Below are 25,891 nucleotides of genomic sequence, written 5' to 3' on the forward strand. Positions count from 1 at the left end.
GATGATATATGGGTTAGTTTGAAAGAATGATATATTTATTGAAATATATTGAAGTATTATTTCAAATATATTATTATATATGGCGTAATGTTACAAATGTTACAAATATATGATAAGGAGATTAATATGAAACTAAAAAGAAAAGTAAAATGGAAAAGGAATATCGCAGCACTATTAGCCTTTGTGATGCTTTTATCAATGGTTCCTTCTGATATTTTTGCAGAAGAACATGACGAAAATACAAAATCAAGTCATAATCGCTTAGAAGAATTAGATGATTCAAAAGCCATTGAAATGGCAGGGATTGACGAAGACGAAATTGGAAAAGACGGAGAAGTTCTTTCAGAAAGAACAGAAAACAGCAAGCTTTTTTATGAAGGAGAGGGTGTATTTACACAAGAGGTATATCCTGACCCTATTCATATAAAAGAGGCCTCAGACGCTGAGTGGGAGGACATCTCTCCTGAATTAAAGACGATCTCGCAAAAAGAAATAGAGACAGAAAATGCGAGATTAGAATCAACTTTTCAAAAGCAAATGAAGCAAGGACTATATGCTACATTTGAACACAAGAAGCGTCAAATTGAATTTTCAATTTTAAAAGCTTCAGGTAAAAACAAATCAGAAATCAATTCCAAGGATACCTCAGCACAATTTAAAGAGAACACCAATGAGCTTACATATGAAGAGGTATTTCCAAATATAGATTTACGATCATTTACCTTTAATGAAAACATCAAAGAAGATATTGTACTCAATCATTATGATGGCTACAATTCTTTTACATTTAAAATAAAAACAGATCTAACTGGGGAAATTGAGGAAGACGGTTCTATTACATTTTATGATCAGAAAAAGCGGACCATTTTTCAAGTCCCTAAACCATTTATGACTGATTCTAATTTAGATGAAAAGTCAGGTGAAGTGGCTCGCTCAGAAGATGTGACCTTTAAACTAGAAAAAGAAGACGATGGCTATTTACTTCGTGTGACTGCTGATGAGAAATGGCTTAAGGATCCTGAACGAGTTTATCCTGTGTCTATCGATCCATCGACTTCTTTATCTGTGTCAGCAGACACATTCATCATGAGTAAATACCCAACAACAAACTATTCATCCTCTACGCAAAAATGGGATGCTAATCTGAAAAGTTATGTACTGAAAACCGGTTATTATGATAAAACAACTGGTACAAACTACGCTTTCATGAAGTTTAATTCATTCAAACCGATTCAAAATATGAATGTAACAAAAGCGACGTTCAAAACGTATGTTGCTCATTCATATTACGGAACGAAAGCAACTGGTCTTTGGTTGGATACAGTGAATGCCAACTATGATCATACAAAGCTAACATGGAACAATAAACCAAGTTCTAAAAACATCGGTAAAGCCAATGTATATAAAGGACAATGGGCGAGCTATGATGTGACATCAACCATCAAAGCTTGGAATAGTGGAACAGCTAACTATGGCTTTAAATTACATGCAAATGGAAATGGACAAGACCATTGGAAAAAAATAATCTCATCAACAAACTCAACCAATAAACCAGTCATTGAAGTAACGTATACCATTCCACAAGCAAATGCACCAACTGTAAAAGGTTTTAGTAATGGAAATGGAACAGGTTACTTCAATTTAAGTTGGAAAAAGGTGTCTGGTGCAAAAGGCTATAAAGTATGGCTGTACAACGGAAAAGAGTATGAAGCCATTTCAGTTGGGAATGTGGCATCATGGAGTACAAAAGGAAAGAATATTTGGCCGACAGCGAGCGAGATTGCAGCTAAAAAATATAAACTTCATTTAGATGGAAAAGGAGGGACAGAATTAGCGGTTGATCCTTCCCCGGTTTACAAAAACTCAGGCGGTAAGTATGCGACAAGTAAAAATTACTGGGTAGCTGTAAGTGCGATTTTTGACCAAGGTGAAGGCGCAATGTCAGCAAAGGTAAAACCTGTCGTGCCGAATGTTGCTAGAGCGAAAGCACCTAGTACAAAAGGTTTCAATAATAATAACGCAACAGGTTACTTTGATCTTTCTTGGACTTCAGTTTCCGGTGCAACTGGTTATAAAATACAAATGTTTAATGGGAAAAGCTATGAGACATTGGATATCGGGAATCAGACATCATGGTCAACAAAAGGGAAAAAAGTATGGCCGACAACGGCTGAGATTAAAGCAGGTAAATATGCATTGCACCTGCAAGATGGAAAAGGTGCTGAGCTTCCAATTCATCCTGGTCCGACTTATAAAAATGCTGGAGGAGATGCGGCTCAAAAACACTATTCCTTCAGAGTGATTGCCTACAATAAAGATGGAGAAGCCATTGCTTCACCCCCAGCTGGACCAACTTTACCTGATTTATCTAGACCGAAAGCTTTATCTGGATATGCTTATACCAATACAAAAGAGAGCCAAACAGGTTATATCAATTTACATTGGGACAAAGTGAAAAATGCAAAAGGGTATAAAATTAACATTTATAATGGTAAGGCATATCAATCATTTGATGTGGGTGATGTCGATCATTGGACAACACAAAACAAGAATATTTGGCCAACTCCTGATGAAATTAAAAGTGGGAAATATGTGCTTCATACAGATAGTAAGGGTGGGGAATTAGCGCTAGACCCATCACCAGTATATGAAAATGCGAATGGAAATTATAAAGGACGTAAGAACTACTCCTTTACCCTTTCTGCCTACGATGCAAATGGAGAAACCATTCCAACACCAGCCTTTAACCCGACATTCCATGAAGGGGCCGAATTCCTTGGAACAGAGGATTACTGGTCGATTATTGATATACCAGACGGTCAGCTTAATGGTGCAACTGGGAATGTCATTGTCAGTGAAGAAGAAATGTCGATTGATGGAAGAGGACCGGGGCTTGGAATTGGTCGAACGTACAACAGTTTAGATGCAGCTGACCACCTGTTTGGTCAAGGATGGTACGCAGATGTAGAAACGAGTATCACCCCAACAAAAGAAGGTGCTATCTATCTTGATGAGGATGCCACAACTCATGTTTTTACAAAAAAAGCAGATGGCACGTATCAACCACCAACAGGTATTTTCCTTGAATTAACGGAATCAAAAGATGAATACATGTTAAAAACGAAGGATCAAACCTTTGCGCACTTTAGTAAAAACGGTGGGAAAATCACCAAGGTTGTAGATGGACATAAAAATACAACGACATATAAATATAATGAAAACAATCAGCTCACTTCAATGGAAGATGCATCTGGCCGAAAAATAACAATGGATTATGATGAAGATGGTCATATCATTTCGGTTCAAGGACCTAAAGGGAAAAAGCTTTCATATGAGTATGATGCAGGTTTACTAACGAAAGTCATAGATTCAGATGGAACAAGTATCTCATATGAATACGATAAAGAAGGCAGATTGATTAAACAATTCTCTCAAAACAGCACAGAAGATCAGCCTGTTTTTACAGAATACCAATATGAAAATCACCGTTTAGTTAAGGCAATCAATGCCAAAAAAGAAACCTTTGAGTATGCATATGATATGTCTAAAAAGACACTCATGCTGACGCAGCCAAACGGTCGGAAAATACAGTATACGTATAACGAAGCAGCCAATCCAATTCAAGTTGTAGATGATGCGGAAGGTTTGAAGATTACGACCAAAACCAAATATGAAGGAAATCAAATCGTTGAAGAAGCTGATCCGAATGATGTAGAAAAAGGGAAAGCTTCAGAAAGTTATTCGTATGATAAGAACGGCAATGTTATTCAAGCAAAAGATGCTTATGGCACAGAAACCTACGAGTATAACAAAAACAATGATGTCACTAAAGTGAAAGATACAGAAGGGGATATTACAGATATCGCCTACGATGGATTAGATGCTGTATCTGAGACAGATCAAAGTGGAAATATGTCTTCAGCAAGTATTTATGATTCTTACGGGAATTTGATACAAACGAGTAAAGAACTTGCTGCAGGCGCGAGTATTTTGAAAAATGGCAGTTTTGAAGATACGCTAACTGACTGGAAGCTTACAGCATCTAAGGATGACGGGAAATTAGCGCAAACAGCTGGGAAAAGTGGTGCGTTATCGGGGAGGCGAGTATTAGAGGTCAGTTCACAGTCGACAACTGAAGGAACAGAACTTGGCTATTCTTCGGCTACACAAGAAGTAACACTAGAGCCAAATACGACGTATACACTGAGTGGGAAAATAAAGACAGAACTAACGAAAGCAAGAGCATTTTTTAACATTGATTTAAGAGATACAAACAATAAACGAATTCAATGGATCAGCAACGGCTACAGCACATTATCAGGCAAAAACGATTGGACAAAACGCCAAGTTTCGTTTACGACGCCATCTCATGCAGGCAAAGCTGTGATCTATATGGAAGTGGATCATCGAGATAAAACTGGAAAAGGAAAAGCCTGGTTTGATGAGATTCAGCTGGAAAAAGGCGAAGTTTCATCAAGTTATAATCCAGTCAAAAATAATTCCTTTACGGATAAAACAACAAGTTGGATAGGAACAGGTGGTTCATTAGATAATGAAGAAGGCTTTAACGATGACGTTTCGTTAAAAATGATAAGAACCTCTTCAACTCAAGCGAATGCCATCTATAAACAATCTGTACCGATTGAACAAAGTGCGAATGATCAATCTGTGTATGTCACATTGACTGGGATGTCTAAGGCTGAAAATGTCAAAGCTTCAAATGAAAATGATTACTCACTTCAAGCGTCCGTTACGTATACAGATGGCACAACAGGAACGTTTAATGCGAAATTCCCAACTGGTACACAAGAATGGAACCGAGCTGCGGTTGTCATACCAAAAACAAAACCATTGAAAAAAGTCGACGTTCAGATTGTATTCCAAAAAAGCGCGACTGGAACGGTTTGGTTTGATGATATCCGTCTAGTAGAAGGTAGCTTGTTAACGAAAACCACTTACGACGAGAAAGGAAATTATGCTGTTAAAGAAGAGGATGAGCTTGGTTACTCATCTCAATCTGCCTTCGATGAAACAGGCAAAAAACTTTCTGAAACCGATGCGAAAGGCGAAAAAACAACATTCGAATATGACCAGGCTGATCAGCTGAAGAAAATCACTTTATCTAACGGGACATCCATTGTGAGAACCTACGATAAAGAGGGCAATGAACAGTCGAAAACCATTCGTGCAGAGTCAGATCAGACGTATCAGTTTGAATACGATCTGATGGGTAAATTGACAAAAACCATTGATCCATTAGGGAATGTGTTGAAAAGTGAATATGATGCGAATAGCAACTTAATTAAAACCATTTCTGCAAATGGACATGAAGTGTCTCTCACGTATGATGGAACAGACCGAGTGAAATCAAAGTCATACAATGGAACAGAAAAATATCACTTTAGCTATGATAAAAACGGAAACGAAACAACGGTTGTCAACAAAGAACAAAACACAACCAAAAACAGAACGTTCGACCAACAAAACCGCATCACAAAGTTAACAGAGCGAGGCAGCAGCCAAACTTGGACGTATCCAATCGATTCAGATAAACTGAAATCCTTTGAATGGACACACGGAAATCAAAAAGGGACGAACCAATTCAGTTATAATAAGCTTGATCAAATGACGCAAATGAAGGATTCGAGTTCTACGTATTCGTTTGATTATGATGAAAATGGAAATGTTCAGTCCTTTATTACAGGTAACGGCAGTGGTGCTAGCTTTGCTTATGATGAGCGCAATTTAATTAATGATTTGCATATTGGAACAAACCAAGGCACAACGATCTTAAACGAAGCTTACGAATATGATCAAAATGGAAACAGAATAACGATTGATCAAGGAAGCAACGGGAAGATTCGTTATGAATATGGAAAATTAGATCAATTGATCAAAGAAACTCATCCAGATGGCACGGTCATTGAGTACACATATGATGGGTTTGGAAACAGAAAAACCGTCACGACTGAAAAAAATGGCACTAAAAAAACAATCAACGCATCATTCAACATCATGAACCAACTGACAAAGGTAAATGATGAGACTTTAACTTATGACAAAAATGGCAACCGAACGTCTGACGGACAATTCCTTTATGAATGGGATGCAGAAGATAACATAACGGCCATCAAGAAAAAAGGCGAAGACAAGCCATTTGTCACTTACAAATATGATGAGCGTGGATATAGAATTCAAAAAACAGTGAATGGAAAAGTCACCAATTACTTTTATGACGGCGACAGCCTGAATGTTTTATACGAAACAGATGGAGACAACGAAGTCACAAAAACATACACATACGGTGAGAGTGGACAACTCCTTGCATTCACACAAAACGAGAAAAAATATTTCTATCACTACAATGCACACGGTGATGTCATTGCCATCACAAATAGTGCAGGAAAAATCGTTGCTGAGTACGAATACGATACATGGGGAGTTCCAACTAAAGTAAAAGAAGATGAAGAAGTAAAAGGAAACCCATATCGCTATGCTGGTTACCGCTTCGATGAAGAAACAGGACTTTACTATTTAATCGCCCGCTACTATGAACCGAGAAACGGCGTATTCCTATCACTTGACCCAGACCCAGGAAGCGATGGAGATGCACTAGATCAAAACGGCTATACTTATGGCAACAACAACCCAGTCATGAATGTGGACCCAGACGGCCATTGGGTATGGTTTGTTGTCAATGCAGGATTTGCGGTATATGATGGATACAAAGCTTATAAATCAGGCAAGGGCTGGAAAGGTGCAGCAGTTGCAGCCGCATCAGGATTTGTAGGTGGTGGAAAGTTAAAATTAACAAAAAAAATCGGAAAATGGGCTACCTCAAGACATTGGTATAAAGGAACATTTAAATCCAAAAGAAAGTCGTTGGACTATCATCATAATAAACATATTGTGAGAAATGGTAAATCTTACAGTAAAAAAAGATATACAAAAGTTGCTAGAGCATTTTATCGATCTAATAAGCATTTACGCGAAAAAGTAATACTATCTACTGGAAAAAAAGGATACAGGATTAAGAATGGAAAAAAGGGTGGTTATTATACAAGGAGTGGAAAGGTAGTTACATTTTGGAATAATAATTGGAAGAAAAAGAAACGGCGTTAATTTTAATTTCTACAATATAGAAGGGCCTGAATATGGATGAAATTTTTTAAAAGATATAATATTGATCAAAAAACATTAGATGAAATCAAAAAATATTATGTATTATTACATGGTCCGTTTCCAAATGATATGTACGATTTTGAAGAAGAAACAAATACTTCTTTAGATGAATTTTATGAATTTTTCGCTTTAATAACTGGAAGTTTAAATTATATAATTGAAGATAAAAAAATACCTAGGTATCAAAGAGAAATGTTAAAAAAAACGTTCTATGAACATTATCCACATTTTAGTAATTATAAAAGTGAAATTTTAAAATATCAAGAATTAAGTGAATGCTTAGACTTTCATGAAAAAATTAGGATTTTGATTAATAAGCTTATAAAAGGAGTATGAATCTTTAAACTAAAATAATAAACAAAAACAGCTGTCAAGTATATTTGATAGCTGTTTTAATTAATTTGGTAAAGACACAATTTATTTTTATGACGCGGACAGCATGACTATTTTATACGAAACCGATGAACGCAGTCAAAAAAGCATACACATACAGTGACAAGTGACAGTGGACAACTCCTTGCTTTCACACAAAACGGGAAAAAATATTTCTATCACTACAATGCACACGGTGATGTCATAGCCATCACAAACAGTGCAGGAAAAATCGTTGCTGAGTACGAATACGATACATGGGGCGTCCCAACAAAGGTAAAAGAAGATGAAGAAGTAAAAGGCAACCCATATCGCTATGCAGGTTACCGCTTCGACGAAGAAACAGGACTTTACTATTTAATCGCCCGCTACTATGAACCGAGAAACGGCGTATTCCTTTCACTAGATACAGACCCAGGAAGCGATGGAGATGCACTAGATCAAAACGGATATACCTATGGAAACAACAACCCAGTCATGAATGTGGACCCAGACGGCCATTGGGTATGGTTTGTTGTCAATGCAGGATTTGCGGTATATGATGGATACAAAGCTTATAAATCGGGTAAAGGCTGGAAAGGTGCAGCTTTAGCAGCAGCATCTAATTTTGGACCTGGGAAGATATTTAAAGGTGCAAACAGAGTTTATAAAGCAGTTAAAAGCTACAAATTAGTAAAAAAATCTAAAGGAAAAAGATATAAAGGGAAAATAAAGAAAAGTAAAATACATGTTACATTTAGTAAACCACCTGGTCCTAAAAATGGTAAAAAGAATAGCAGCGTATATTACATTAAAAATAAAAAAATTCACCAGAAAAGAAAATATGATAGTAAAGGTCGTGCAATTTATGATATTGATTATTCCAATCATGGTAATGCGAAACAGCATCCAGTTGTTCCCCATAAACATAGGTGGACACATACAAATGGAAAGTCTAAAAGGGGCCATTGGGAAAGAGTCAAGTAATAGAGGTGATGAAAAGTGAGAATTGTTTTGGAAAAAGAAAATGAACTGTTTATAATTAATAATCTTTTCAAAAAGATAGAATTGAATGTGGAAAATTATAACTGGTTATTAAGTGATATGACAGATACCCAAATTTTTAATGATAATGAATATGTTGAGCATACATCTTTGACGCATAGTATTGAATGTTTGTTGATTAAAGGTGATAAACTCAAAAATTTATTGGAGGAATTTGACATGTCATTTACATTTGCTGTTTTTACTGCTTTGCCTCCTAAAATAAATCATTTTGAAATATTTGACGTTCCTGAGATTTATGACAATGAAGACTATTGGAGTGAGAATTATGTACCTACTATTCCTCAAGCAGAATTTGAAATAGGTTTCTTTGATTCTTCAGATATTATTTTTACCGGAGATAAACAGACTCTAACAGGTTTTCAAAAGAAAGCTAACTTTACCTCGTTTAAAAATTATATAGAAACGTCAATTTGAACATTTCAATGAATGCCAAGCTGTCAAGGATACTTGACAGCTTTTGTTTATTATTTATTTAAATTGATTTAATTTATCATCTTAAGCAATTAAATGTATTTCACTACTTTAAAGAGTATAATGAACATTACGACTTGATTAAATGTATTGCTCTGCACATCCTCATATGAATCTAAGGCATATCAAGTAAAGATACATCTAAAATTCACCAATGTATCATCTGTTCAAATAAAGATTTGGATTTAACAGATGATTCTAGTCTTCACTTGGACATTTGGCTCTTGGATAGAGGCTGGAAAAACATCAATTACTTTGACGAAGACTTTGAATAACAGTATTTTCCATTTTATTGCCAAGCGGTTTAAGTCATACAAGAAGTATTGATTGAATCGTGCTAGTTTATCTACATATCTGCTAACCATATCTGCTAAACATACTTCCCCATCCCAACATAGAAAGGTGCAATGACATTGAATCGAATCATGAAATGGCTCTTATTTGCGGCGGTCATCACTGGTTTATTGGTATGCGCATTCTTTGTGTTCCGTTTCAACCAGCCTAAGCCGACTACCAATATCCATTATGCAGACACACAAAACAAACAGCAAACACTCGATATGTACATGCCAAAGGGCAAAGGTGAAGACAAAAAGAAAAAGCATCCAGTCATGATCTATCTCCATGGCGGAGGCTGGACAGGCGGCGATAAGAATAGAGTCGCTTCAAAGGCTGATTATTTTACAGGTCAAGGGTATGTGTTTGTTTCGATGAATTACAGGCTTCACCCTGATGCTAACTACGAGCAGATGGCAGATGATACGGCAAATGCCATTAAATGGGTGAAGGATCATGCGGATGAATATCAAATCGATTCATCAAAAATCAATGTCATGGGTCACTCAGCGGGCGGTCATTTGACGGCGCTGGTTGCCACAGATTCGACCTACTTAAAACGTGTGGGGCTGTCGCCAAAAGCGATCAATTCCATCGTGATTTTAGATGGGCCGTTAAACCTCAATCAATTTATACAAGCCATCCCATCGTACAAAAAAGTCTTTGGCAAACAAGAGAAGAACTGGACAAAGGCATCACCTGTCACTTATATGAATCAAGCGAATGTACCGCCTGTCTATTTGGTGACGGGCTGGGAAAATCCTGAGGTGTACCGATTTGCAGAAAAACTAAATCATGATAAAGGCTCTCGGTTTGTTTTTCGGGTTCATACGCTAAGCCATAGTGACCTGAACAAATGGTTTGGATCAGACAGAGCGCCAAAAGAAGCACAAAAAATGACAGAGGCTGTGATGGCTTTTGTCAAAAAACAAAATCAATAACGAAGACCGTATGCTCGGGCAATTCTTTTTGCCGCAGTATAATGATAAAGTGGTTTGATATTAAAGGAGTGTATGTTGTTGTCATCACGAATGGAAAATAAAGTGTTCAACTGCGAAAAAGAGCTGACGCTGAATATTATCGGCGGTAAGTGGAAAATGCTGATTTTATGGCACCTTGGCAGAGAAGGGACAAAACGTTTTGGTGAGTTAAAGTCGTTAATGCCTGGGATTACGCAAAGAATGCTCGTCAATCAGCTAAGAGAATTAGAGGAAGATCACATTGTGCACCGGGAGGTTTATCCTGTCGTTCCGCCAAAGGTTGAGTATTCTCTCACAGAATTAGGAGAAAGCTTAATGCCGATTTTAGAGGCGATGTATGATTGGGGAAAACAATATCTCGACAGCAATTTTTTAAAGGACGATAAATAGTCATATCACCGATTGTAGACAAAGGGCTAAAATTACTTTATTTTAGCCCTTTGTCTTCTTTTCAATCACACTGACATACTGGCCAAAGGACAGTATCTTTTTTGTAACCATATGCGAAAAAGTATAGTATGTAAAAAAAAAGTGCGTACTTGGATTGCGTCCACCCTGTTGTTATACTCATTTCATCGTTCAAGATGCATCAACCGCGGAGCTCTTGAAGATGAAATGAAAAACGGGAGTGAAAGTTGATGAAATTACAATTAGCATTAGATTTAGTGAATATACCAGAAGCGATTGAACTGATCAAAGAAGTAGAAGCATCCATTGATGTGGTCGAAATCGGGACACCTGTTGTAATTAACGAAGGGCTTCGTGCTGTAAAAGAAGTCAAGCAGGCTTTTCCGAATTTACGTGTACTCGCTGATCTGAAAATTATGGATGCTGCCGGCTATGAAGTGCAGCAGGCCTCCGAAGCAGGAGCAGATATCGTCACCATTCTTGCAGCGGCAGAAGATATGTCTATTCAAGGAGCGGTGAAAGAAGCGAAAGCAAGAGGAAAACAAATTCTAGTTGATATGATTGGTATCAAAGATATTGAAGCCCGTGCAAAAGAGCTGGATGCGCTTGGGGTCGATTATATTTGTGTGCATACAGGCTATGATCTGCAAGCGGTTGGTCAAAACTCATTTGCTGACCTTATGACGATTAAACAAGTTGTCAAACAGGCGAAAACAGCGATTGCAGGAGGAATTAAGCTTGATACGTTACCTGAAGTCGTGAAATTAAACCCTGATTTAATCATTGTCGGCGGCGGTATCGCAAGTCAGGACAATAAAGCAGAAGTGGCTGCACAAATGAAGCAGCTGATCGCACAATCATGAAGACCAGCGACTATGTGAAAGTCATTTTAAATGAACTTTCTGAGCATTCGTCAGACATTCAAGACGAACAAGCAGAGCATCTGGTTACAAGTATTTTATCCGCACAAAAAGTCTTTGTGACAGGTGCAGGCAGGTCTGGCTTGATGGGAAAATCGTTTGCGATGAGACTTACGCATATTGGCGTCAAGGCATATGTAATTGGAGAAACGAATACGCCTTCCTTTACAGAAGAGGATCTATTGATTGTCGGGAGCGGCTCTGGCCGCACAGAGTCTTTGCTTGTCCTTGCAAAAAAGGCAAAAGCAATTGGCGGAAAAGTGGCAGCGTTCACGCTTTCTGCTGAGTCACCTTTAGCTGATCTATCGGATGAAGTCATCTTATTGTCAGGTGCACCGAAGGATCAACAGGAAGGAAACCATCATACCATTCAGCCAATGGGCTCACTATTTGAGCAGTCGCTTCTTCTGACATACGATGCGGTCATTTTAAGGTTAATGGAAATAAAAGAGCTCGACACACATACAATGTACGGTCACCATGCAAATTTAGAATAGGTATTTTCAAAGCCTTTCCTTTCTTAAAAGGAGAGGCTTTTTCATTTAAAACAAGATCAGAATCTTGACATCATCTATTTGATGTAACTATAATTGTTACATCGTTAAAGAAAAAGTGCAAGCACGGAAGGAAGATGAACATGAAAGTACAAATTTGGTCAGATATCGCCTGTCCTTTTTGTTATATAGGAAAAAAACAGCTGGAAACAGCGCTAGAACAATTCCCAGAGAAGGAACAGGTAGAGATAGAGTTTAAAAGCTTTGAGCTTGATCCACATGCACCTGTTGATGTCGATCATGACGTTCACGATATGCTCGTCAAAAAATATGGCATGAGCCGCAGCCAGGCCATGGCAATGAATGAGCAGGTGAAGCAGGCTGGTAAAGAGAAAGGAATCGATTTTCAATTCGATCCGCTCGTGTTGACAAACACCTTTGATGCCCATCGATTGGCGCAATATGCTGGTCAAATGGGGAAAGGCGATTTCGTTATGGGAGAGCTGTTTCAAGCATATTTTACAGATGGAAAGCATGTTGGTGATCGTCAAACCCTTTTACAAATTGCAGAAAAAGCAGGTCTTGATGAAAAGGAAGTACAGCAAGTTTTGGGCGGCGAAGCATTTGCCGATCATGTCCGAAAAGACGAACAAGAAGCGAGACAGCTTGGTATCAATGCTGTTCCGTTTTTCTTGATCAATGACAAGTATTCAGTTGCAGGTGCGCAGCCAGCCGATACGTTCCTGCGCGCACTTGAAACAGCTTGGACAGAGGAAGCAGCTCAAGCAGAGAAAGCGTCTGCCAATTCATTTGAAGCAGCATGTGCAGATGGCGTATGTGCGGTGCCTTCCCCTAAAGAAGAGGCATAATAGATATGTTCCCTATCTTTTTATAAGATGGGGATTTTTTATTGTTTAAGGATGAGGACATGTCTTTCATTTCAGCGATCCGACCCATTCACGCCTTATGCTGGAATCTAAAATAAAATGAGCCACATGGAGTAGGGGCTCATTTTAATCGTTTGATCGTTTCACCTGGAACCAATTCAGGCTCGTAAAACGTTTGATCAGGGAGATTCTTTTTCCCTTGTGCTTTTTTAATCATCCAGTCTGCTGCATCACGGCCCATTTGCTCCTGAGGATGGGTCAGTGTTGTCAGCTTCACATGGGCATTTTTCTGGGCGATATACGAATTATCCTGTCCAATAATCGAGAGATCATCTGGAATGGACAGCCCGATTTCGCTGCATACATTGGCTACTTCTAAACCCACCTCATCGTTATAGCAAACAAGGGCCGTCAGCTCATGCTGGTGCGCCATCAGGAATGTGTGAATTTGCTCCCCCAAATGCTGCTTCGATTCTGTATCGAAAAAGAGCACATGCTCAGGCAGGAAATTAAGTTTAGCTTCACCTAGCGCTTGAATATAGCCCTTCATCCGATATTTTCCTTGTAAATCATCTGTTTTTGAAATAAGTCCAATTTGTTGATGGCCCGAGGTGATCAGCTCTTTTGTGGCTAAATAGCTGGACTTCACATCATCTAAACAGAGAAAAGGAACCTCTAGCTGCTCATAATAGGCATTGATCATAATGAGCGGTACATCCTGTTCTTTAAAGGATAAGTAGTACGAAATGTTTGGATTATATAAATTGCTTTTCGTCGGCTCGACAATAAGTCCGTCCACACCAAACGACAGCATCATTTCCAGCGCTTTTTTCTCCTGCTCAACATCGTTATTTGTACTTGCCAGTAACAAGGAATAGTTCTCTTCGTTTAATCGGCTTTCAATGCCTCGAATGATAGAAGGAAAAATGTAATCGGATATGTATGTTGTAATGACCCCAATTGTTTTCATATGTGCATGTCCCGCAGGTTTTGTTTGATATTGATTGGTCACAAATGTGCCTGAACCTTTTTCGCTGCGCAAAAATCCTTCGCTGGACAATTCCAAAATGGCTTTTCGAACTGTATGTCTGCTTACTTGATACATGTCTTGCAGGCTTGATTCGGTTGGAATACGCTCCCCGATCCGATAATCCCCTGTGAGTATTTTGCTTTTTATATCATCAATAATGATCTGGTACTTCTTTTTCATCGTTTCACTTCTTTCTCAGTTGATCATCTACTCGGATTGAGAAGAAATTGTATGGACATATTTTAACATGGTTGTCGGATCAAAAACAGGCGCTTTCCTTTTCTGTCATGACCCCTTCAGAAAAATGAAGATTTTTGTCGCTTTGTGTATGTACAACTATATTTATTATTGACATATGTACGTACAAATATTATATTGTGATTGTACCAGAGAATCAATGAATCTCGAAAAAGAAAATTGAAACCGCTATCAAAAATGGGGGTGAACGTAGAGTGAATCACAAAGAGACGGCTAAAGCCTTGAAAGAAGGACGGACATCTTTAGGCATTGAATTTGGTTCAACACGAATTAAAGCGATTTTAATAGATGAGGAATTTCAGCCAATTGCACAAGGTGCATATGAATGGGAAAGTTTTCTCCAGGATGGAATATGGACGTACAACTTAATTGATATCATTACAGGTCTGCAAGTGGCTTATCGAGAGATGAAAGAACAGGCCGAGCAAAAGTATGATGTGACCATTCAAACGATAGGCTCAATCGGGGTATCAGCGATGATGCATGGCTATGTAGCATGTGATTATACAGGAGAGGTTCTCGTTCCGTTCCGAACATGGCGGAACGGAACGACCATCGAGGCGAGTCAAAAGCTGACAGACGTATTTCAATTTCATATTCCAGAAAGATGGAGCATTGCCCATTTGTATCAAGCGGTATTAGAAGATGAAAAACATCTATCCCGATTAGAATATATGACCACTTTGTCTGGATATATTCACTGGCTGTTAACCGGTAAGCAGGCCATTGGTATTGGCGATGCGTCAGGGATGTTTCCGATTGATGAACAAACGAAGGACTACAATGAAGAAATGCTCCAGCAATTTGAAACATTGATTGCAGAAAAAGGCTATCCGTGGAAGCTTCGCCACCTTCTGCCGCGTGTCTATTTAGCAGGCGAAGAAGCTGGCGTGTTAACGGCAGCAGGAGCAGCCATTTTGGATCAAGGAAAACATTTGCAGCCAGGCATTCCATTTTGCCCGCCGGAAGGTGACGCTGGAACGGGAATGGTGGCAACAAACAGTGTAGAAAGACGGACCGGGAATATTTCTGTTGGGACATCGGTTTTTGCCATGATTGTCCTGGAGCAGGATCTAAAAGGTATGTATCCAGAAGTGGATCTTGTCACGACACCGGATGGACTGCCAGTTGCCATGGTTCATGCGAATAACTGTACAAGTGACCTAAACGCTTGGATGAATATATTCAGAGAGGCATTTGAAGCACTAGGCATGCAAGTGGAGTCAGAAAGGTTATACGAATCGTTATTGCAGCAATCTTTAGAAGCAGATCGAGATGGCGGCGGTCTCTTAAGCTATGGCTATTACTCTGGTGAAAATATTACGAGACTGCCAGAAGGAAGACCTCTTTTTGTCAGGTCTCCTGAAAGCCGCTTTAACCTCGCTAATTTCATGCGCACCCATTTGTTCTCCGCTTTTGGTGCTATGAAAATAGGCATGGACCGGTTAAAGGAACAGGAACATGTAGTGATTGACCGCTTACTAGGACATGGGGGATTATTTAAAACACCGCTCGTTGGACAAAAAATGGTTGCCGCAGCGCTAAATACACCTGTATCAGTCGTTTCAACAGCGGGAGAAGGTGGTGCGTTTGGGATGGCGGTCCTTGCTTCATATATGGTCCATCATCAGCAGCAAACATTGGCTGAATTTCTTACCCAACGAGTATTTGCCCATACATCAGAAGAACTCATGGAGCCCGATCCACTCGATGTCAAAGGCTTTGATGAATTTTTAAAGCGCTATCAAAAGGGGCTTCCGATTGAAGAAGCGGCAGTAGCGCATCTGCTGCCAAAGAAAGGAGTGACGACGGTATGCTAGATCGCTTAAAAGAAGAAGTGTATCAAGCAAATTTAGATTTGCCAAAATACGGACTTGTGAAATTTACATGGGGCAATGTCAGTGCATGTGATCGTGACAGTGGTTTGTTTGTGATTAAGCCGAGCGGCATAGCGTATGACCAGCTATCAGCAAAAGATATGGTCGTGGTGAACTTTGACGGTGAAGTGGTGGAAGGAGAATTCAGTCCTTCGTCAGATACAGCTACACATGCAGTTCTTTACAAACACTTTGAGGAAATAGGGGGCATTTCACATAGCCATTCTATGTGGGCAACCGTTTGGGCGCAGGCAGGTCTTGATTTACCAGCAATGGGCACAACACATGCCGATACATTTTACGGCGCCGTTCCGTGCGCTCGTTTTCTTACAGAAGAAGAAGTCAATCGCGGTTATGAGGTAGAGACCGGCCGGCTGATCATCGAAACGTTTGAGAAAAGAAACCTAGATGTCATGGCGGTGCCGGGTGTATTGCTTCAAGGGCATGGTCCGTTTACATGGGGGAAGGATGCAAAAAGTGCGGTCACAAACAGTGTGATTTTAGATGAAGTTGCCAAAATGAACCTTTTTGCCAAGCAATTGAACGAATTTGCTGAGCCATTGCCGCAGCGAATTTTAGATAAACATTACTTAAGAAAACATGGAAAGCATGCGTATTACGGACAAAAACCTTCAACATAAAGAAACGAGGGATATCTATGTTAACAAGCCTGAAAAAAGAGTTTTGGTTTATCGTTGGGTCACAACATTTATATGGTGATGAAGCACTGAAAAAAGTAAAAGCAGATGCACAAAAGATGACGGATGCTTTAAATGAGAGCGGTTTGCTTCCTTATCCAGTGATCTTGCAGAAACTGGCTGTCAGTGCCGATCAAATCACAAAGCTTATGAAAGAGGTCAATTATCGCGATGAAGTTGTCGGTGTGATGACGTGGATGCATACATTTTCTCCAGCAAAAATGTGGATACGCGGCACTAGTCTTTTGCAAAAGCCTCTTTTGCATCTTGTTACACAATATTATGAAAAGATTCCGTGGGACACGATCGACATGGACTATATGAATCTCCATCAATCCGCACATGGAGACAGAGAATATGGCTATATCAATGCACGTTTAAATAAACAAAACCAAATTGTGACCGGTCATTGGTCTAAGCCGGAAGTGCAGCAGCAAATTGCTGATTGGATGGACGTTGCGGCTGCCTATCATGAGAGCTTTCACATCAAAGTAGCCCGGTTTGGTGACAACATGCGGCATGTGGCTGTGACAGAAGGCGATAAAATCGAAGCGCAGATTCAATTAGGATGGACCGTTGACTACTTTGGAATAGGCGATCTCGTCGAATATGTAAATGCAGTAGAAGACGAAGAGGTAGATGCATTATTTGCTGAGTATTTAACGCAATATGATGTGAATTATGGAACGTATTCAGTTGAAGAGTGGGAAAAAAGTGTCAAGGTGCAGGCGCGATATGAGATCGCCATCAAACGTTTCTTAGATGAAGGCGGCTATAATGCCTTTACAACAAACTTTGAAGACTTACATGGGATGAAGCAGCTGCCTGGACTTGCGGTACAGCGGCTGATGGCAAAGGGATACGGCTTTGCTGGGGAAGGTGATTGGAAAACGGCCGCACTGGACCGCTTATTAAAGGTGATGAGTCATCATCAATCCACTGGATTTATGGAGGACTACACGTATGAAATGACGTCTGGAGAGGAAGCAGTGCTGCAATCTCATATGCTGGAAGTAGATCCAGCGCTCGCCCATACAAAACCTGTCATTGTCGTGTCTCCACTTGGGATCGGAAACCGGGAAGATCCAGCGCGTCTTGTGTTCGATGGAAAAGCAGGCGATGGTGTCGTTGTCTCCATAGCAGATTTTGGAACTCATTTCAAATGGCTGATACAAGAAGTCGAAGCCTTTGAGCCAAAGGAAGCAGCACCTCATTTACCAGTTGCGCGTGTATTGTGGAAAATCAAACCGAATTTTCAGGATGGCGTCAAAGCATGGATTAAAGAAGGCGGGGGGCATCATACAGTCGTGTCTCTCAATTTAACGGTTGATCAAATTGTTCATTTTGCAAAGCTTGTCGATGCAGAATATGTGGTTTTATAGAATGGGGAAAGGTCTTCTACTGGTTACAACAGTAGAAGCACTGGGTGAAATGAAAGCGGTTAATTAAGTGAGGGGGTCATCCACTTGGAGAAAAAAGTGTCAAGCAAATTTATCTTCTTTTTCGGGTCCTTTGCAGGCATCTTATTTGGATATGATATTGGTATTATTGCAGGGGCAGAAGGACATATTCAGGAAGAATTTCAGCTCAGCCCATTATGGCTTGGAATCGTTGTCTCTTCATTAATGGGAGGGGCCATTATTGGCTCCATCTTAAGCGGTCTCTTAGGGGATAAATTTGGCCGCAGAAAACTCATTTTGGTCTCATCCGTGATCTTTTTTGTCGGGGCGATCGGATCAGCTGTCGCACCAGAAGAGATTTCACTCACCATCGCTCGAATCTTTTTAGGGACAGCAGTAGGAACAGCTTCATCTTTGGTTCCGGCTTACATGTCTGAAATCGCTCCTGCTAAAATCCGCGGGAAATTATCTGGGCTCAATCAGCTCATGATTGTAACTGGACTATTGCTCAGCTATATTGTCGCGTTTGTGTTTGAGCCCATCCCGGACAGCTGGCGCTGGATGCTGGGAAGTGCCGCTTTATTTGCGATCGTGCTTTATATTGGTATGCTGAAGCTTCCTGAATCTCCGAGATATTTGATTAAACACGGAATGGCTCATAAAGCACGGGAAGTATTAGGATCACTGCGTTCTTCTCGTGAAGAAATCGAATCAGAAATGCAGGAAATTTTAGAAGTCGCCAAAGAAGAACGCTCGGGTATTCGTGAATTGTTTCAAAAGAAATTCAGAATGGCTCTTTTCATTGGGGTTGGAATGGCAACCCTTCAGCAAATTCAAGGCGCAAACTCCATTGTCTATTATGCAACGAGTATCGCTCGGAATGTAGGCCTTGCGCCGCAGGTCGCCGCAGGCTTTACCGTCATTGTCGGTGTCATTTTTGTCGTCACGACCGTGATCTTTTTACAATTTGTTGACCGCTTCGACCGCCGAACGATTCTCACCGTAGGAGGATCGGGCATGGCCCTTTCTTTCTTTGCTCCCGCCGCATTAGGGGCACTTGGCGTCAGTGAAGGAATTTTAAACTGGGTAACATTGATTTCACTTTGCTGCTTTATTTTGTGCTATGCCTTCTCGTGGGCACCGATCACCTGGATCATCATCGGCGAAATCTTCCCGCTTTCTGTCAGAGGTATCGGAGCAGGTATCTCTTCTGCCTTTAACTGGACCGGATCGTTAGCAGTTGGACTCGTTTTCCCTATTCTGGCTGATCAATTCAGCTTTGGGGTCATTTTCTCCTCATTCGGAGTCATCTGCTTAATCGGGCTGTTATTCACCCGATTTGTGCTAGTCGAGACAAAGGGAAGAAGCTTAGAGCAAATCGAAACCGATATGGCTGCACGTGTATAAATAAAGAAAACCATCTATCCCATGTGGGTAGATGGTTTTTTTACTCAAGCGTCTGTTTGAGCTCATTTGGCAGTAAATCAATCAATTGATCATAGGAAGACAAATCCAGCACTTCAAGCAGCGCGTAATATTTCGCATAGATTTCACTCAGCTGATCAGGATGATTTGTTTGATATTGATTCAGATGCAATTGAGTTAGTTCAAGTGCAATGTCTAGCTTGTTTCGTTCGAATGGCTGTGTCGTGTTGATCATATCGTTCACCTCTTATTTGATAATGAGTGGAAAAAATGCATTGAATAAAAAGAGCTGATGTTTTGTTTTCATGGATGTCCTATCTTCTCAATATATCATTTGTATAATATGTTAAAATTGTCCTTTTGTAAATAAAGAGAAAACTAGATAGAAAGTGGATTTCTTTAAGAATAGACATGCATCTAATCACGAAAGATAACTCTAACATACGATAGAGTGTAAGTGAAAGACAACTTGAAGGGGTGTTAAGATGAGCCGAAATCGATTAGATGATTTCTTCTTTGGACCTCGCCGAGAAGAAACGGTTGTTTTCCCTACACGTCAAATTGTCAACACAAGAACGAATGAACAAACGATCAGAAAAATTCATCCAACGCATATCACAAACGTCAATAAAAACATTAAAAGAATAGAAAACTACTATCCTGTCACTGAATCGACTCACAACGAGTATATTGTAGAAGAATACGATTGCGGCAGTGATATCAAAAACCCTTGCTGCCGTCCGGTGAAGCGCTGTAAGTGGTAATGAAGGGGCATCCTTTTATGGGATGCCTTTTGTATGTCTAACGTTCCATTTCATTTAATTGTCCTTGATCGAGCTGGAAGAAACGATTTCCTAATTCTGAATAAAGGTAGCGCTGATGACTTGTAAATAAAACACATCGATGTGAGAATTCTTTTTTTAATAAAGAAATCGATTGTATTTGAGAGGCTTCATCAAGAGAGGTAAAAGGCTCATCAAGAATAATCAGCTCTGGTGATCTTGCCACCATACTATTAAAAAAAAGTTTATATCTCATGCCCAATGAATACTGTTTGACAGGCATTTTTAGGGCATGAGTTAAATCAAATGCATCACAAAGCGATAGAAAGGTCTCTTTGTATAAAACCTTTTCCGACTTTTTCATATTCCATAAAGACTGGATAAGCTCCATATGCTCCAAACCAGTGAGCGCATCATAGACTAAAGGTTTATCTGGAATGTACGCTACCAGACTTTTATATTGAGCGGTTCCAGGGTGATGCTGCCCGTTAAGTAAAATCGTTTCGGATGCTGAAGGAAGCAGACCTGCGATGATCTTTAAAAGTGTCGATTTACCGCTGCCGTTCTTTCCAATAATACAAGCTCGATCACTTTCTTTCAGATCAAATGACACATGATCGAGAAGGGGAGAAGTCTTTTCTGTTGTTTCATAGTGAAAAGATAGCTGAGACACTTGAAGATTAGCCATTGATGAATCCTCCAATAACAAACGCAGTCGTCACCAGCATATACAAGATCACAGTTGCTAAGGCAGCTTTTTTTGATCCTTCAGCATAGTAAATAATTCCATCATAAAGGATGCGTAAAAGATATAAGTTGAATAAGAAGGAAACTATTTGAATCAAGAGAAAATAGTGATCTAATTGTAACACCATCACACAATAGATCGCTGCACTATTCACTAATAAAAGAAATGCATTATAAACCAAAATAACAAGATACATTTTGCGTAAAATAAAAGCTTTATGAAAAAAATACATATAAATAGAAGTTAGAACAGTACTGAGAAAATTTAAAATGAAATAAAGCGGAATTGTCAGTAAAAAGATAAAAACAATGCTGGCAAGTTGTTTCCCAGTGGATAAAGGTTCATCTACTAACAAATCAATAATAAAAAATGTTAAAAAGACAGTCGACACAAATAATGATAGTAAGACAAGACCTATAATGGTTTTAATCGATTGATTCTGATTGAAAAATTGCTTAGGTCGTAGAAGTAGCTCCATGGAACCACATTCCCCTTTCTTCTATGGTAGATGTACATGGCTAACGTATTGCTCTAAAAGAGATGCTATGAATAAAAGAACGGCTGCTGCAAAAATCAATTGAAGCACAGTTAGGATCAGTTTTTTTAATTCAATTGCTTCTCCTTTTATAAATCGATAAAGATAAATAAAAGGAAAAGAGCTGACGATTGAAAACAGAATTAATCCAAGAACTTCTACAAAAGCATGAGGCAGGAGTCCTGTGAATAGCTGCTGCGCTTCGTGATTGACAATCAGATACTGAACGAGTTTGCCAATAATGTAGCCGTTGTAAAAAAGAATGCCTGCAGACATGATCCCACCTGTAAAAGCTCCGATGCCTAATATCGCCATTCCAACTTGTAAATTGTTTAAGAAAATAGATAGAAAAAACATCTCTTCATCCTTTTTAAGATAAGGAATCTGATCATAAGGAAGAAGGCTTCCAATTAGCACTGCTGCAATAAAGATAGCAGCGTAGAGGTAACCGAGGCGTAGAATCAGTCTATTCTCCGATAAAAAATATTTTATTTTTTTCAACATATTCAATCCCTTTATAGATGGTCTTGCGGCATAACACCCAGCAAATCACTGAAACGATCACAAAATATAAAGCAAACAGAACGCTAACGAGACTTGTAGAATGCTGCAAAATAGGTAGAAAAGAGGTCAAAATCATATAGTACATGAAAGGCAACACGAGAAAATTCCTAGCAAAGGCCTGTCCTTTATCAATAACATCTATTTCTTCATTGGTTGTCCCTATTTCATGCTCGTGAATAAAATTAAATTTTGTTATGAATGGAAACAAATACAGCTGAATCAATGGAAAAATGAAAAAGCCAACTCCCAATGCCACCAATTGAATAAGCATCTGAACATCAAAAAGTTGATATACACTAATGATTGTTAGATTAATGAACAATAGAAAGAGTGATGGTATGGAAAATAAACAATAAAATAACTGGATTTTTGATAAGAAAAACTGCATAAGAGATGTTTGAGAAAGTCCATAAAGCCAAATATTCTTTTTTTCAGCACTTAAAGAAAATATAGAAGGGGTCAGCATTCTCATTTCATATGTTTGATTAGCTAAAATCATCACATTTAATGTGAATAATAGCTGAACTTGCAAGGTATGATGATCAATAATCGAGATCAAAGCGGTCATAACCCCGACATAGAAGAAGGCTTCATATGACATGAACATATAATTAAAAAACTCTTTAGACAGCAGCCATCTTTTTTCTTTTAGCACCTTAAGATCTTTTTGAATCAACATATTCTTTTGAAACAGCGAGCCTTGAATTTTATCAAGTGCTTGAAAGTACCAATAAAATAAATCTCTAAAATGTTTTGAGCTTTGATCATGCTCTTTTCCAGTCGGAATCCAGCGAACAGGGGTCTTCATGACGAGTGTTGCCGCTAATATCACCACGAAAAATGTGACAGGTGAAGTAAAAAGCGCTAGAAATTGTAGAAATACCGAATCCTGTGAAAATAAAGCATGATGGATTTGCTGAAGATTATTCTGATATAAAGACATCAAGTTGTTTGAAAGTGTAATCCAAAACGCATCTTCTGCAAGCGAAGAAATTGATTGAAAAAGTTGTCGGAAGGTGTGATAAAAAGGGAAAATGATGTTCGATATTAGAACTCTTCCAAATAAGAAGGAAAGTAAAGAGATGCTTGCGAAAAAAAGAACACGAATGATCCCAATTTTTTTTACGACAATGTTATAGATGTAAGCACCAAATATCTTATTGCTGACCATAAAAAGTAAGAAGCCTGTCAATATAACATTGAGATGCTTCAACCAGAATATCCAGTCATGTGTTTGAGCAATGAAATATTGAAAGAGAAAATAGATCAAATAAGTGCTCAAGCTCGTAAATAGAAGCCATACCAACTCAGAAAACAAAAGCGTTTGAAAAAGGTGTCTTGCGGAAACAGGTGCAAGCTGTATCAACTCTTCAAAAGGAAGAATATGCGTTCTTCTATAAGATTCAATTCCTTTGACAATAGAGAAAAGGAACAAAAATATCACAAAAGCACTTTCCCATTCTATTTGATAGACCGGGGAGTAAAGATATGAAGAAATAACGAATACAATCAGGCATCCTAATAAAGTATCAAGAATGCAAGAAAATAATATGTATTGTGTAGAAGAAAACGATTTGAAAAATGGAACCCTGCGTATGATAAACTGAGCTAGATTTGAATATTGTTGTTTCATTCTAATTGATAGAAGTAGTGATAATAATGGATATAACATCTTCTCACCTGCATAAAAATTTAAATAGAAGGAGAACAAAGTCTCCTTCTATTGGGTCATAAAATTGAATTACCAAGCAATAACAGCTTTACGGCCTTTTTTCTTAATTTCGTTTTTAAGGTACTGACGAATTGTCTCTTTACCAGCCGCTGCAATGAGAGAAAGACCACCCGATCCAACAGCAGTTAAAATGGAGACAATTGTTGTAACAGCACCGCCCGCTTCAACCACGTTCAGAACAACAGCTGCAACACTGCCCGGAATACCAAATTCTTTTGCTAGATCAGCAACGGGCAGCATTTGTAGCGAGAAGGAAAAAAGAGCTAGCATAAGGAATCCTACTGCTAAAGCACCAAAAAGAACATGTAGTTTGATTTCGTTTTTTGTTTCCGTCATATCAAATTCCTCCCTTTTTTGTATTTTTATTACTATTATATCTTAAGGTATCTTTTAGTTCATCGCAATCCTTTTTTTTCATTTTTTTCATGAATTAGTTATAGATTAATATAAAAAAAGTGAGAAGATAAGTGAAAAAAGAATCGTTTTTGCTAGAATAAAACACGTAAAGATGATCGGAAATACCTTGTTTTACAGGTGGGGAAGCGATTCAGAGAGCCCAATATTCTTTGATCAAAATCTCCATTCAAGATAAAATTGGAATTATCCATCATTCTTTGGAGGCGATTTTCTGAATACTCGATTATTAACCCCAGATGATGCTGAAGAATATGCAGCACTCAGACTAGAAGCGCTGCGATTAAATCCAGAAGGTTTTGCGATGAGCTATGAGGAAGAGCAAATCAATACAAAGGACAAATATAAAGCGCGTTTTGCTTCGACTCAATCTATGTGGACTTTTGGCGCTTTTCATCAAGGGCAGCTTGTGGGAGCAGTCACGCTCATCCAAGAAACCTTGCAGAAGTTAAAGCACCAAGCGAATTTGACTGCGATGTATGTAACAGCTGATGCCCGCGGAATGGGAGTAGGCAATGCTTTAATGACGAAAGCTCTTTCCTTTGCGCAAGAACAGCAGGACATCGAGCAAGTGTATTTATCAGTGGTGACAACTAATCACTCAGCAAAGCGCCTCTATCGCTCCGTTGGATTTGAGTCGTACGCTGTCGAAGAAAAAGCGTTAAAATGGGCTGATACATATGCAGATGAGGAAAAAATGGTTTTATTTTTATCATAGACTGGAGGAGATAGAAGTGAATCAACAGGCCATGCGCATTACGTTAGCAGCAGGACCCAATAGTGAGCTGGAATCTTTTGCACTGCGTGCAGCACTTGAAAACTTCGGTGCGAAAGTCGATATGCATTGGATCGGAAGACCAAATGACCTGATTCATGTGTTATCTGGTAGAAATAGAGGAGAAATAGATTACCTTCTTTTATCGTTTCATGGTGAAGAAGGAGCATTTATCATGCCTGAATTAGGGGAAGATGTATACGAAGATGAAGAGCCTAGGGATACTGCTTTTGGAGCGGATGAAATCAAGCGGTATGCTTCCTTAGAAGGAGTTCATGTCATATCTACAGGCTGCACACTAGGAGAGAAAAATCTAGCAGATGCTTTTTTAGAGGCAGGAGCTACATCTTATTCGGCGCCGGACGATTACATTGATGGGAATGCAGCTTTTATCTTTGTGCTGACCATGATGTACGAGCTCATGAACAATACAAAGACAGTGAGAGCGGCATTTGATCGAGCGCGTTCCATTGATGAAGAAACGAAATTATTTCAACTATATATGCAAAAATAATCAAAGGACTGAGAAATCAGTCCTTTCAGCGTGTAGACAAAC

The 25,891-nt window shown here is 39.1% G+C and carries 22 protein-coding genes and 1 pseudogene; 16 read left to right on the plus strand and 7 right to left on the minus strand.

Annotation, left to right across the window (positions count from 1 at the left end):
• The first annotated feature begins 126 nt into the window (after nt 1–126).
• The 9 genes and pseudogenes from AWT60_RS17115 to AWT60_RS17155 all read left to right on the plus strand — a co-directional run bounded on the left by AWT60_RS17115 (nt 127) and on the right by AWT60_RS17155 (nt 13,079).
• Nucleotides 127–7,122 carry a DNRLRE domain-containing protein gene (locus tag AWT60_RS17115; protein WP_218677544.1) on the plus strand — a complete coding sequence of 2,332 codons (6,996 nt, stop codon included), beginning with the start codon at nt 127–129 and terminating at the stop codon, nt 7,120–7,122.
• A gap of 36 nt (nt 7,123–7,158) precedes the next feature.
• On the plus strand, nt 7,159–7,518 hold the full coding sequence (locus tag AWT60_RS17120) for a YxiJ family protein (RefSeq protein ID WP_076840422.1): 360 nt from the start codon (nt 7,159–7,161) through the stop codon (nt 7,516–7,518).
• 67 nt (nt 7,519–7,585) lie between these two features.
• Nucleotides 7,586–8,520: pseudogene (locus AWT60_RS17125) on the plus strand (RHS repeat domain-containing protein); the annotation flags it as partial.
• Between the two features lie 15 nt (nt 8,521–8,535).
• Nucleotides 8,536–9,015, plus strand: a complete 480-nt coding sequence (locus tag AWT60_RS17130; RefSeq protein ID WP_218677545.1) for a hypothetical protein — start codon at nt 8,536–8,538, stop codon at nt 9,013–9,015.
• Between the two features lie 464 nt (nt 9,016–9,479).
• The gene (locus AWT60_RS17135) at nt 9,480–10,349 is read left to right on the plus strand and encodes an alpha/beta hydrolase (protein WP_218677546.1); all 870 of its coding nucleotides are present in this window, start codon (nt 9,480–9,482) and stop codon (nt 10,347–10,349) included.
• A gap of 72 nt (nt 10,350–10,421) precedes the next feature.
• On the plus strand, nt 10,422–10,778 hold the full coding sequence (gene hxlR, locus AWT60_RS17140; RefSeq protein WP_029708013.1) for a transcriptional activator HxlR: 357 nt from the start codon (nt 10,422–10,424) through the stop codon (nt 10,776–10,778).
• Nucleotides 10,779–11,026: 248 nt separating this feature from the next.
• Nucleotides 11,027–11,659, plus strand: coding sequence for a 3-hexulose-6-phosphate synthase (gene hxlA, locus AWT60_RS17145; protein WP_024427914.1), 633 nt, complete (start codon nt 11,027–11,029; stop codon nt 11,657–11,659).
• Nucleotides 11,656–12,213, plus strand: a complete 558-nt coding sequence (hxlB, locus tag AWT60_RS17150; protein WP_218677547.1) for a 6-phospho-3-hexuloisomerase — start codon at nt 11,656–11,658, stop codon at nt 12,211–12,213. Before hxlA ends, hxlB begins: the two co-directional genes overlap by 4 nt.
• Nucleotides 12,214–12,353: 140 nt before the next feature.
• Nucleotides 12,354–13,079, plus strand: a complete 726-nt coding sequence (locus tag AWT60_RS17155; RefSeq protein WP_218677548.1) for a DsbA family oxidoreductase — start codon at nt 12,354–12,356, stop codon at nt 13,077–13,079.
• Nucleotides 13,080–13,218: 139 nt separating this feature from the next.
• On the opposite strand, the gene AWT60_RS17160 is transcribed toward AWT60_RS17155, so the two are convergent.
• Entirely contained in the window at nt 13,219–14,307 is a 1,089-nt protein-coding gene (locus AWT60_RS17160) for a GntR family transcriptional regulator (RefSeq protein WP_218677549.1), read from the minus strand.
• A 272-nt stretch (nt 14,308–14,579) separates the two neighbouring features.
• On the opposite strand from AWT60_RS17160, the gene AWT60_RS17165 reads away from it, so the two are divergent.
• The 4 genes from AWT60_RS17165 (at nt 14,580) to AWT60_RS17180 (ending at nt 19,767) form a co-directional block, all read left to right on the plus strand.
• On the plus strand, nt 14,580–16,205 hold the full coding sequence (locus AWT60_RS17165; RefSeq protein WP_218677550.1) for a xylulokinase: 1,626 nt from the start codon (nt 14,580–14,582) through the stop codon (nt 16,203–16,205).
• The gene (locus tag AWT60_RS17170) at nt 16,199–16,903 is read left to right on the plus strand and encodes an L-ribulose-5-phosphate 4-epimerase (RefSeq protein ID WP_218677551.1); all 705 of its coding nucleotides are present in this window, start codon (nt 16,199–16,201) and stop codon (nt 16,901–16,903) included. The genes AWT60_RS17165 and AWT60_RS17170 overlap by 7 nt, the downstream gene beginning before the upstream one ends.
• A gap of 17 nt (nt 16,904–16,920) precedes the next feature.
• Nucleotides 16,921–18,342 carry an L-arabinose isomerase gene (gene araA, locus AWT60_RS17175; protein ID WP_218677552.1) on the plus strand — a complete coding sequence of 474 codons (1,422 nt, stop codon included), beginning with the start codon at nt 16,921–16,923 and terminating at the stop codon, nt 18,340–18,342.
• An 84-nt stretch (nt 18,343–18,426) separates the two neighbouring features.
• Nucleotides 18,427–19,767 carry a sugar porter family MFS transporter gene (locus AWT60_RS17180; RefSeq protein ID WP_034280034.1) on the plus strand — a complete coding sequence of 447 codons (1,341 nt, stop codon included), beginning with the start codon at nt 18,427–18,429 and terminating at the stop codon, nt 19,765–19,767.
• Nucleotides 19,768–19,807: 40 nt separating this feature from the next.
• On the opposite strand, the gene AWT60_RS17185 is transcribed toward AWT60_RS17180, so the two are convergent.
• On the minus strand, nt 19,808–20,020 hold the full coding sequence (locus AWT60_RS17185; RefSeq protein ID WP_024427922.1) for a hypothetical protein: 213 nt from the start codon (nt 20,018–20,020) through the stop codon (nt 19,808–19,810).
• Nucleotides 20,021–20,270: 250 nt separating this feature from the next.
• On the opposite strand from AWT60_RS17185, the gene AWT60_RS17190 reads away from it, so the two are divergent.
• The gene (locus tag AWT60_RS17190) at nt 20,271–20,549 is read left to right on the plus strand and encodes a spore coat protein (RefSeq protein ID WP_039180101.1); all 279 of its coding nucleotides are present in this window, start codon (nt 20,271–20,273) and stop codon (nt 20,547–20,549) included.
• A gap of 37 nt (nt 20,550–20,586) precedes the next feature.
• Here the strand turns inward: AWT60_RS17190 and AWT60_RS17195 are convergent, their stop codons facing one another.
• The 5 genes from AWT60_RS17195 to AWT60_RS17215 form a co-directional block, all read right to left on the minus strand.
• Nucleotides 20,587–21,255 carry an ATP-binding cassette domain-containing protein gene (locus AWT60_RS17195; protein ID WP_073979765.1) on the minus strand — a complete coding sequence of 223 codons (669 nt, stop codon included), beginning with the start codon at nt 21,253–21,255 and terminating at the stop codon, nt 20,587–20,589.
• A complete protein-coding gene (locus tag AWT60_RS17200; protein WP_041086311.1) occupies nt 21,248–21,793 on the minus strand; it encodes a hypothetical protein in 546 nt (181 codons plus the stop codon). Before AWT60_RS17200 ends, AWT60_RS17195 begins: the two co-directional genes overlap by 8 nt.
• A 21-nt stretch (nt 21,794–21,814) precedes the next feature.
• Nucleotides 21,815–22,354, minus strand: coding sequence for a stage II sporulation protein M (locus AWT60_RS17205; protein ID WP_241768909.1), 540 nt, complete (start codon nt 22,352–22,354; stop codon nt 21,815–21,817).
• A complete protein-coding gene (locus AWT60_RS18605) occupies nt 22,317–23,222 on the minus strand; it encodes a hypothetical protein (protein ID WP_256928554.1) in 906 nt (301 codons plus the stop codon). The genes AWT60_RS17205 and AWT60_RS18605 overlap by 38 nt, the downstream gene beginning before the upstream one ends.
• A 933-nt stretch (nt 23,223–24,155) precedes the next feature.
• Complete coding sequence (locus AWT60_RS17215) at nt 24,156–24,482, minus strand: uberolysin/carnocyclin family circular bacteriocin (RefSeq protein ID WP_024423066.1); 327 nt, start codon at nt 24,480–24,482, stop codon at nt 24,156–24,158.
• Between the two features lie 292 nt (nt 24,483–24,774).
• On the opposite strand from AWT60_RS17215, the gene AWT60_RS17220 reads away from it, so the two are divergent.
• Both AWT60_RS17220 and AWT60_RS17225 read left to right on the plus strand, forming a co-directional pair.
• Entirely contained in the window at nt 24,775–25,278 is a 504-nt protein-coding gene (locus AWT60_RS17220) for a GNAT family N-acetyltransferase (RefSeq protein WP_218677555.1), read from the plus strand.
• Nucleotides 25,279–25,294: 16 nt separating this feature from the next.
• Nucleotides 25,295–25,849, plus strand: a complete 555-nt coding sequence (locus tag AWT60_RS17225; protein ID WP_041086306.1) for a hypothetical protein — start codon at nt 25,295–25,297, stop codon at nt 25,847–25,849.
• Nucleotides 25,850–25,891: the final 42 nt, after the last annotated feature.

This window comes from Bacillus sp. F2HM (assembly GCF_019266135.1).
GTDB classification, from domain to species: domain Bacteria; phylum Bacillota; class Bacilli; order Bacillales; family Bacillaceae; genus Bacillus; species Bacillus safensis.

Coding starts and splice junctions, on each gene's coding strand:
- AWT60_RS17115 (WP_218677544.1), top strand. CDS start 127: ATGAAACTAAAAAGAAAAGTAAAATGGAAAAGGAATATCGCAGCACTA.
- AWT60_RS17120 (WP_076840422.1), top strand. CDS start 7,159: ATGAAATTTTTTAAAAGATATAATATTGATCAAAAAACATTAGATGAA.
- AWT60_RS17135 (WP_218677546.1), top strand. CDS start 9,480: ATGACATTGAATCGAATCATGAAATGGCTCTTATTTGCGGCGGTCATC.
- hxlR (WP_029708013.1), top strand. CDS start 10,422: ATGTTGTTGTCATCACGAATGGAAAATAAAGTGTTCAACTGCGAAAAA.
- hxlA (WP_024427914.1), top strand. CDS start 11,027: ATGAAATTACAATTAGCATTAGATTTAGTGAATATACCAGAAGCGATT.
- hxlB (WP_218677547.1), top strand. CDS start 11,656: ATGAAGACCAGCGACTATGTGAAAGTCATTTTAAATGAACTTTCTGAG.
- AWT60_RS17155 (WP_218677548.1), top strand. CDS start 12,354: ATGAAAGTACAAATTTGGTCAGATATCGCCTGTCCTTTTTGTTATATA.
- AWT60_RS17160 (WP_218677549.1), bottom strand. CDS start 14,307: ATGAAAAAGAAGTACCAGATCATTATTGATGATATAAAAAGCAAAATA.
- AWT60_RS17170 (WP_218677551.1), top strand. CDS start 16,199: ATGCTAGATCGCTTAAAAGAAGAAGTGTATCAAGCAAATTTAGATTTG.
- araA (WP_218677552.1), top strand. CDS start 16,921: ATGTTAACAAGCCTGAAAAAAGAGTTTTGGTTTATCGTTGGGTCACAA.
- AWT60_RS17185 (WP_024427922.1), bottom strand. CDS start 20,020: ATGATCAACACGACACAGCCATTCGAACGAAACAAGCTAGACATTGCA.
- AWT60_RS17190 (WP_039180101.1), top strand. CDS start 20,271: ATGAGCCGAAATCGATTAGATGATTTCTTCTTTGGACCTCGCCGAGAA.
- AWT60_RS17195 (WP_073979765.1), bottom strand. CDS start 21,255: ATGGCTAATCTTCAAGTGTCTCAGCTATCTTTTCACTATGAAACAACA.
- AWT60_RS17200 (WP_041086311.1), bottom strand. CDS start 21,793: ATGGAGCTACTTCTACGACCTAAGCAATTTTTCAATCAGAATCAATCG.
- AWT60_RS17205 (WP_241768909.1), bottom strand. CDS start 22,354: ATGTTGAAAAAAATAAAATATTTTTTATCGGAGAATAGACTGATTCTA.
- AWT60_RS18605 (WP_256928554.1), bottom strand. CDS start 23,222: ATGAAGACCCCTGTTCGCTGGATTCCGACTGGAAAAGAGCATGATCAA.
- AWT60_RS17215 (WP_024423066.1), bottom strand. CDS start 24,482: ATGACGGAAACAAAAAACGAAATCAAACTACATGTTCTTTTTGGTGCT.